The organism is Laspinema olomoucense D3b (genome assembly GCF_025370785.1).
GTDB classification, from domain to species: Bacteria; Cyanobacteriota; Cyanobacteriia; order Cyanobacteriales; family Laspinemataceae; genus Laspinema; species Laspinema olomoucense.
The window spans coordinates 37,179-46,490 of record NZ_JAMXFA010000049.1; the positions used below are offsets into that span (position 1 = coordinate 37,179).

Here is a 9,312-nt window from a genome sequence, read left to right on the forward strand (position 1 = left end):
CCGCACTATCCGTCCGGTGTAGGCTGTGTTGGGTTAATCTTAACAAAAATTAACGACTAGAGATCGCAGTTAGATGGGTGTTTTCATAAAGTTTGGCAGGGTAGGTCCAGATCAACGGTTAAGTGTGGCTACGAAATGAACCGCAAAGTTCGCAGATGCTTAAATGTCGCCTTGGGGTTACTGGTTGCAGTCGCCTGGTCCATAGGGTTTATCCCTAATATGGCTACATCTGAAACTCCAGTGCGGGAAGAAATTCGTGGGGTCTGGTTGACGAATGTGGGGAGTGATGTCTTATTCGTGCCTGGGGCGGTTCATCATGCTTTGCAGGAACTCTCCGACCTTAATTTTAATACAGTTTATCCTGTGGTTTGGAATCGGGGGCAGACTTTTTATCCCAGTGTAGCATCCCACCAGGTGACGGGGCGATCGCAGGATTGGTTACTCTCCCTGATGCGGGGCAGTACCGATGTCCTCGGGGAAATTATCGCCGATGGGCAGTCTTTGGGTTTGCGAGTGGTTCCCTGGTTTGAGTATGGATTTATGGCACCGGCTAACTCCGAATTAGTGAAACGGCATCCAGACTGGGTAACTCGACATCAGGATAATAGCGAGAATCTGCGAGAGGAAGAATTAGCCCCAATTCTCAATGAAAATCCCTTAACGATTCAGCAGGTTTGGTTAAATCCCCTCCATCCCGAGGTGCAAAATTTTCTCCTGCGGTTAATTGTGGAAGTTGTCGCTAATTATCCCATTGATGCGATTCAATTTGATGATAATTTTGGCTTGCCGGTTGAATTGGGATATGACCCTTACACCATCGCCCTGTATCAAGCAGAACATTGGGGAGATTCTCCTCCCAGTAATCCTTATAATGCTGAGTGGGTACGCTGGCGGGCGAATAAGATTAATGATTTTATGGAACGCATCTATCAAACGGTGCAATTTGTCAATGTTGATTGTTCAATTTCCCTAGCAGCGAATTCTCAAAGTTTTGCCTATCACCACTATTTACAAGATTGGTTAACCTGGGTAGAATCAGGATGGATTGATGAGTTATTTTTACAGGTTTACCATTCAGAATTGAGTCGATTTGAGACAGAGTTAGATATTTCTACGGTGTGGTATGCCCGCAATTTAACTCGGGTGGGAGTAGGGATTTTAACGGGAACAATGAAACGTCCGATTGCCTTTGCCGAGATAGAAGAGCGGGTCAAAGTTGCTCGCGATCGCCAATTTGCAGGATTTGCCTTTTTCTATTGGGAAAGCCTCTGGGGAAAGGTGGCATCCGAATCTCCCGAACAGCGGCGCAACAGTTTTCAAGCCCTCTTGAAAGAACCTGCTATTTCCCCCGTCCCGGTGCGATCGCCACCCCAGAAAAAAGACAATTCTCAAACTTAACTCCACACTATCCTAATTACAACAACCTCGTTCCCAGGCTCTGCCTGGGAATGCCAATAGGAGGCTCTGCCTCCTGCCTACTCCAACATCTTAATAAAAAAATAACTTATCCCAACCTTTCTAAAATCACCTCTACCCCAAGAGTGATAAAATACTGTCCAAAAATCCTTCAATTTTTAGACCAATCGAGAAAAATGGTCATTTCATGATATCATTAACCGTTGGCTAATCTAAAATCGGGTATCCTTGAGATTGATGGACGAAAAAACTTGGATCCGATGGGCATACGGAGTAATCCTAGGCGTACTAATTGCCTGGTTCCTATTTCCTTCCTTATCCTTAGAAGCAACCAAACCTCAAACTCCTGCCTCCACAGAAATTAGAGGCGTGTGGTTAACAAATGTCGCCAGTGGGGTACTCTTTACCCCTTGGGGAGTGCATCTGGCAATGCACCAACTTGCCGAACAAAACTTTAATACCATTTACCCAGTCGTCTGGAATCGAGGCAACACCTTTTATGAAAGTGCCGTTGCTAAACGAGAAACCGGAAGATCTCAAGCACCCTTCTTGCGCCTGTTTCATTTAGGTGCAGATGTTTTGGATGAAATGATTAAACTCGGCGATCGCCATAACATCCGAATCATTCCTTGGTTTGAATATGGATTCATGACCCCCCGCAACTCCAACTTAGCTAAATTGCACCCTCAATGGCTCAGCGCCACCCAACAAGGTGAACCGACACAAACCGAAATCCCCGATGAGCTTAATCCCGCTGATATTCCCAACCCTCCCCCTTCAAAACAAACCTGGCAACAATTTTTCGTCCCTGAAAATGTTTGGCTAAACCCCTTACATCCAGATGTCCAAGACTTCATCCTCGAACTCATTGTCGAATTAGTCAGCCACTATAATATCGATGGCATCCAACTGGATGACCATTTCGGAATGCCTGTGGAATCTGGCTATGACAGTTTTACCGTCCAACTGTATCGGCAAGAACATCAAGGTTCACCCCCACCCGATAACCCCTTCGATGCACAATGGATGCGCTGGCGTGCAGATAAAATCTCTAGCTTTATGGAAACCCTTTATCAAGCCATTAAATCCGTCAATCCCAATTGCATTGTCTCCCTTTCTCCCAACTCCCAAGACTTTGCCTATCGTAAATATCTCCAAGATTGGGGAACCTGGGTAAAACGCGGTTGGGTGGATGAACTGCTTGTTCAGATCTATCGCAATGATTTAAACGTTTTTAAAACTGAGTTAGCCCAACCGACAATCCAGGCAGCTCAAGAGAAAATTCCCGTCGGCATCGGCATCCTCACCGGCACTTTGGGGCGGTCTATCCCCATCCAACAAATCCAGGAACAGGTCCAAGTAGTGCGCGATCGCCGCTTAAATGGGGTATCCTTTTTCTATTGGGAAACCCTATGGAGTTATCTCACCCCAGAGTCACCCCCAGAACGTCGAAAAGCATTCCGGGAGCTATTTTCTCAACCCATCCCCTAAGCGTTCCCGGTTTCAATTCATGACGCCCCGTCTCCCGAGTCCTCAACAACTGAAAGTTCCTCCAACTCCCCAGAGTCCTATCCTGTTTGGATGGAGTTTTTGGGTTCAATGGGTGTTAGCCACCGGGCTAGGTTTTCTGGTCAGTTTGCTGTGGGTAGAAATCGGCGTCAGACCCCATCTAGGAGCAATTTCTGCGGCAGTGGGGAGCAGTTTCATCGCGATCGCTCAATGGTTCGTCCTCCGGCAACGCCTCTCCCACATTTCTTGGTGGATTATTGCCACTATCACCGCCTGGGTCCTGATTGGCAGTAGCAGTCTTGGTGCATTAGGTTGGATCGCACCGCGCACCGAACTCATTACTATGCGCCTGCTCTATGGCTTCATCGATGGCGCGATCGTCGGCATCGTCCTAGGCTTAGGTCAATGGTTTGTCCTGAATCGCTACTTCCCTAACGCCGCCTGGTGGTTACCCATCTCCTCCCTCAGTTGGGCAGTCTCCTTACCCTCTGGATGGGTCATCGGGGGCATCCTCCGCTCTATCACCGGCCTATTTTTTGCGGAAGTCATCGGTTTAACCATCACCTGGCTGGCGATCGCTGCCCTCTCCGGTTTTGGATTCCTCCGCCTCCTCCATCACAATGGCATCCAATAATCCATAATCCCCCCAAAAACCAACCCTTAGACAGTCACCACAAAAAAACCCCCGTTTCTACCCTTGATATTATTGTCAATCTGCAATATTATCCAGATTTCCCCAAGAAAACGTCAATTTTTCGAGTCTTTATACTGTTGTTAACATACAATCGCAAATCTCAAGCTTGCAACAAAAGACTTACCCCAATGGGGTGAATTATTAGCCAAATTGCGCAAATATTTGAAAATTTATTAAATATTTAAATAGAAAACCCCTAAATTTCCCTAAAAATTGCCAAAATTGATGAACGCAGGAGCAAGGGTTCTAGGCTATAATTGAGGAGGAAACCAAGGGGTTACTGTGTCTAATTTCAGAAAGACACCGATCGCCACAGCCAAAACCCTTGAAAAATCGTTATCTCTTCCCCGGTAAACCCAAAAATCCGACTAACTGCCATCACCCTTCTTGCACCAATTTTTTGAGCAGTGCAAATACTGCCCTTGACAAAAACGCAGAATTATGATATGGGAAGAACCTCCAACCTGGGATAACCCTTTCCAGGAAAGAGACAAGCCTTTAAAATAGAGGAGATTGGCGCATCACAGCGATCGCGAAAGTCGAGACTTGTTGTTTGAGGGGAACCCGTGTTTTTTAGCATCATTATTCCAACCTATAATCGCCGACCGATTTTAGAGAAATGCCTCAGAGCATTAGAAGGGCAAAAACTCCGAGCCCCGAGTCAAATTAGCGGCTATGAAGTCATCGTCATCGATGATGGTTCCACCGATGGAACCTTAGAATGGTTAGCTGAAAATCGCCCAGACTTTCCCCATGTGCAGTGGCTGGAACAAGCGCATCAAGGACCGGCAACCGCTCGAAACCGAGGGATAGAAGCCGCCCAAGGGGAGATGATTATTTTTATTGATAGTGATTTAGTGGTGACTGAGAATTTCATCCAAGCTCATGCCGATGGGTTGAAGGAGGGAGAGGAAAGATTTAAAAGCGATCGGCTGTTTACTTATGGTCATGTGATTAATACCTGCAACTTTGAGAATCCGACGGCAGAACCGTATAAAATAACTGATTTTTCTGCTGCTTATTTTGCTACAGGTAACGTGGCGATCGCCCGCAAATGGTTGGAACAAGCAGGAGGATTTGACCCTTCTTTTTCCTTGTATGGATGGGAAGACTTAGAACTGGGAGTGCGACTAAAAAAATTAGACTTAAAATTGATAAAATGTCCCCAAGCAGCCGGATATCATTGGCATCCGTCCTTTACCTTGGATGATTTACCTCGGGCGATTAACCGAGAGATTGAACGGGGAAAAATGGGAGTAGTTTTTTACAAAAAACATCCGACTTTGGAAGTACGGATGATGATTCAGATGACAGTATTACATCGAATATTGTGGGGAATGCTGTCCCTGGGAGGGAGATTGAATGAACGGACAATGGCTGGATTTTTGCAGTGGTTGATAGACCAAGGAAAATCACAAATTGCCTTAGAAGTTGCCCGAATTTTCTTAAACTGGTACAATGTCAAAGCAGTGTATGCGGCAGCGAATGGAGAGGGTCAAGAGTAAGGGATGAAGAGGCGATCGGCTCTTTCAAATTTCCTGACTTATTCCCCTGCTTTTATCCGCGTTTTCCGCAATAGTCCAGCGAGACTTACGACAGATAAGGCACCCAGCATAGAGGGTTCAGGAACCGAAGTAGGTGTTACTTCTAAAAGAGAAAAATCAACAGATCCATAGTTAGAGATGGGAGTCGTTTTGTCATAAAATTCATTCCAAATTGCTTCAACTCGATAGCTGCCGGTTTCAAACCCAAAGTCTTCCGTTTCCCATCCTTCTAAAACATCTCCAAATTTTTCCCCATCTATGTAGTCATTACGCCAATAAACGGGATAAAAAGAATCAGCTAGAGTATAAACCCGATCCCGGAATAAAAATTCCATTGTATCTACCTGGTAGCGGTAGTTATCATAGGTCAAAAATCCCCAGGGAGATTGATTTATATCATCCAGGGTATAGCCAGACTTCTCTTCTGTTGCCTCATCATAACCAAACCATCCGGAAAAGGTTTCATTTCCAATTGTTTTATAGGTTCTTGAAAATTGACCATTTATAATAGAGTCTATCTGTTCATAGTAAGTGGCTGAAACATCAAACTTATAAGTTATCCGGGCGGCATTGGCGGAATTAATGGCGACTGTACCCAAACTGAAGACGGCCCCAGTGATAGCCAAAGTGGATCGGGTCAAAAGATTTAAAGTCATTATTCTCTCCTTAAATTAGTGAATTAGTTAAGGGGAGGTACAGCCATTGGATATACATGAAATGAAATGTTGCCATCCAAAACCAACTGCCTTCCCCTAAAAAACTGAGTTTTAATCAGGCAATTGAGCTTTTATTCGCTTTTTCCGCAAGAGTCCGGCGAGACCTACAACGGAGAAGGCAGCGAGGATGCTGGGTTCAGGAACGGATGTCGGTTCTTCTGGGACTGGGAAAAAATTAACCGTTTGCTCAAAAATCAATCCGTCAGAAGTTTTCCGGTAGAATGCAGTCCCAATTGCTTCCATTCTATAGCCCCAGCCTCTAAACACAAAATCTTCAGTTTCCCAATATAAACCAGTTCCAATTTTTTCATTATTTGCATAGTCCATCCAGAATGAAATCGGTGATATGGCATCTGCTTGGGTATAAACTTTATCGAGGAAAGAAAATTCTATAACATCGACCTTGTAGCCTTTCGATTCATAAAGAAACACACCCCACTGTGGTTCACCTTCGCCTTCAATATATTCATATAAAATATGTTTAGATTCCGTTGCATCATCGTAACTAAACCGTCCTGTTAAGGGGGTATATCCGTCGGGACCGTAGGTCTTTATTGAGAAATCATAAGTAATGCGGGCAGCATTGGCGGGATTAATGGCGACTGCGCCTAAACTGAAGACTGCCCCAGTGATAGCCAAAGTGGATCGGGTGAAAAGATTTGCGCTCATGATTTTATTCCTAAATTGGGAAATAGTTTTTATACACAGCGAACAAAATTATTTAAAGTCAACTCCCTAAACAAGGAATGATTTCCGGCGTTCCCCTTTTACGGAAATACACCAACGGTCTGGATTTAATAACGAAGTTGCATCGTATTGGAAAATTTTAGAATTTTCCGCTTCCTCTGCCCAGTGTTTTTACGGAACTTTACTGAAGCAACATCATTATTCCCCTAAGTGCTTTTGCTTAAAATGCCTCAAACACCAGACGGCACAAGGGATTGATGTGCGTGGTATTACGGATTTAACTGTAAAGTTTAGGTAAAGTATCTGTTAATAAGTTGGGTGATTAGCCAGTGAGTTATTAACAGGCTCCATTCCAATTTGTAGTCAAAATTGCCAATAATATTTCTTTAGATAGAGGAGAATTTACGTTAAATACACCCTCAGATAGAGGTGTTTAAATTAGTTTAATTTTCCTACTTCCCTAGAGAGAGAAAGAGAGAAAATCCGGCAGAGGCCGTAGAACAAATAGAACCGATCGCCCGATGAAGGAGACTCAAGGACGGGACTCATCCGGGATTGGGGCCGCCAATCGGTAAAACCCTGGGGCCAAATCAGGGGCCGGAAGAGATAAAGGGATGAGGAGAGCAGGCCGAGAGATAGACCTCGGAAAACCGTAAAAATTAAAGCGTTAGAAGTAACGACATCGTGCTATCCTAGTAAAGTTGTCTAATCTCACACATCCGGGGTTTCGGGTGTTTCCAGGGCGCGATCGCGACCTTAGAAATCCGCTCGGATGGAGGATTAACCCGAATCAGGAGAAAAAAATGGCAGTAGTTTCGCTGGCTCAACTGTTAGAGTCAGGGGTTCACTTTGGGCATCAAACCCGACGCTGGAACCCCAAAATGTCGCCGTATATCTTTACCGAACGCAACGGCGTCCATATCATTGACCTGGTGCAGACCGCCCAGTTAATGGAAGAAGCCTACGACTATATGAGATCCGCCTCTGAGCGTGGGGAAAAAGTCCTATTTGTAGGAACCAAGCGCCAAGCTGCGGGAATTATTGCTCAAGAAGCCTCCCGCTGTGGGGCTTACTACGTTAACCAGCGGTGGTTGGGCGGAATGTTGACCAACTGGACGACGATCAAAAGCCGCGCCGATCGCCTCAAAGAATTAGAACGCATGGAAGACACCGGCGCAATGGACCGGCGTCCCAAAAAAGAAGCCTCCATGTTGCGGCGAGAACTGAGCAAGCTGCAAAAATATCTCGGCGGCATCAAAAACATGAGAAAGATCCCCGACATCGTAGTGATCGTGGATCAGCGCCGAGAATATAACGCAGTCCAGGAATGTCAGAAACTGGATATTCCCATCGTCTCCCTGTTGGACACCAACTGCGACCCCGATTTTACAGATATTCCGATTCCCGGTAACGATGATGCCATTCGGTCGATTAAATTAATCGTCGGAAAACTTGCCGATGCCATCTACGAAGGCCGTCATGGAGAAGTCGATTCGAGTGGTCAAGACGAAGAATATGACTACGACGGCGTAGAGGGCGAGTACGACTATGACGAAGAAGGGGAAGACGCCTATCCAGTCGATGGCGACGAAGAAAGCGACGAAGCATAAAGGCGATCGCCCTGAACAACTTCGCTAAGTAAGCAGCAACTTCACCGATAGGCGCAAGAGTAGAACCGGGACATTCCCCCGCAATACCTTCCTATCGCTGAAGTTGCACTAAAAAGCTGAAAATAAAGTGTTCTGGCGATACTTCAATCGTCTATTCTTAGGCTGAAGGCAGATGGCGAAACCCCAGAATTCTGGGACAGTGTAAATCGAGAAAAACGAAGAGAAAATGGCGGACATATCTGCAAAAGTGGTCAAAGAACTGCGCGAAAAAACCGGCGCAGGCATGATGGACTGCAAAAAAGCGCTCAAAGAAAATGATGGGGACATGACCAAAGCCGTAGAATGGCTACGGCAAAAAGGGATCACCTCTGCGGAGAAAAAAGCAGGACGCTTGGCAGCCGAGGGACTCGTGGATAGCTACATTCATACCGGGGGTCGAATTGGCGTCCTGGTAGAAGTCAACTGTGAAACCGACTTCGTAGCGCGTCGTGAAGAATTCCACGCTTTGGTTCGCAATATTGCCATGCAAATTGCAGCCTGTCCCAACGTCGAATACGTCAGCGTAGAAGACATCCCCCAAACCTTAGTCGAAAGCGAAACGGCGATCGAGATGGGACGGGACGATTTAGGCAACAAGCCGGATAATATCAAAGAAAAAATCGTTCAAGGACGGATTGATAAGCGTCTGAAAGAACTGACCCTGCTGGATCAGCCTTACATTCGCGATCAGAACATTACCGTCGCTGAGTTAATCAAGCAAGTGATCGCCCAATTGGGTGAAAACATTCGCGTTCGTCGCTTTACCCGCTTCGTTTTGGGTGAAGGGATTGAAAAAGAAGAAACCAACTTTGCCGACGAAGTAGCGGCGCAAACCGGGGCAAAATAGACTTGGTTTAGAGTAGGGGCATTCAACCCTATAGCGGTTCCCACAGTGATGAGGTACGTTTTTGGAGTGCGAGCATCTTGCTCGCTATTAAAGAAAGCGAGCAAGATGTGATGCCTCCGGCACGCTACGCGAACGCACTCCTATAAATATCTGTACCTCATGAGTCCAGGAACTGCTATAGCCCTCTTCTGTCACTCTAGGTAGAGTATAATAAAAAAAAACGGCTGAAAGCCAGAGCAGGACCATGATT

Annotated in this window: 8 protein-coding genes; 6 read left to right on the plus strand and 2 right to left on the minus strand. The window is 45.8% G+C overall.

The genetic code is table 11. From position 1 onward, the window contains the following. The first annotated feature begins 135 nt into the window (after positions 1-135). The 4 genes from NG792_RS25280 (at position 136) to NG792_RS25295 (ending at position 5,124) form a co-directional block, all read left to right on the plus strand. A complete protein-coding gene (locus NG792_RS25280) occupies positions 136-1,398 on the plus strand; it encodes a glycoside hydrolase family 10-like protein (RefSeq protein WP_261237225.1) in 1,263 nt (420 codons plus the stop codon). A 255-nt stretch (positions 1,399-1,653) separates the two neighbouring features. Continuing rightward, on the plus strand, positions 1,654-2,907 hold the full coding sequence (locus tag NG792_RS25285) for a glycoside hydrolase family 10-like protein (RefSeq protein ID WP_261237226.1): 1,254 nt from the start codon (positions 1,654-1,656) through the stop codon (positions 2,905-2,907). A 19-nt stretch (positions 2,908-2,926) separates the two neighbouring features. After that, complete coding sequence (locus tag NG792_RS25290) at positions 2,927-3,559, plus strand: hypothetical protein (protein WP_261237227.1); 633 nt, start codon at positions 2,927-2,929, stop codon at positions 3,557-3,559. 626 nt (positions 3,560-4,185) lie between these two features. Further along, positions 4,186-5,124, plus strand: coding sequence for a glycosyltransferase family 2 protein (locus tag NG792_RS25295; RefSeq protein WP_261237228.1), 939 nt, complete (start codon positions 4,186-4,188; stop codon positions 5,122-5,124). 38 nt (positions 5,125-5,162) lie between these two features. Here the strand turns inward: NG792_RS25295 and NG792_RS25300 are convergent, their stop codons facing one another. Further along, positions 5,163-5,819, minus strand: coding sequence for a hypothetical protein (locus NG792_RS25300; protein WP_261201484.1), 657 nt, complete (start codon positions 5,817-5,819; stop codon positions 5,163-5,165). Positions 5,820-5,930: 111 nt separating this feature from the next. Next, positions 5,931-6,548, minus strand: coding sequence for a PEP-CTERM sorting domain-containing protein (locus tag NG792_RS25305; protein ID WP_261237229.1), 618 nt, complete (start codon positions 6,546-6,548; stop codon positions 5,931-5,933). Between the two features lie 821 nt (positions 6,549-7,369). Between NG792_RS25305 and rpsB the strand changes: the two genes are divergently transcribed. After that, complete coding sequence (gene rpsB / locus NG792_RS25310) at positions 7,370-8,176, plus strand: 30S ribosomal protein S2 (protein ID WP_261237231.1); 807 nt, start codon at positions 7,370-7,372, stop codon at positions 8,174-8,176. A gap of 226 nt (positions 8,177-8,402) precedes the next feature. After that, positions 8,403-9,062, plus strand: a complete 660-nt coding sequence (gene tsf / locus NG792_RS25315) for a translation elongation factor Ts (RefSeq protein WP_261201487.1) — start codon at positions 8,403-8,405, stop codon at positions 9,060-9,062. Positions 9,063-9,312: the final 250 nt, after the last annotated feature.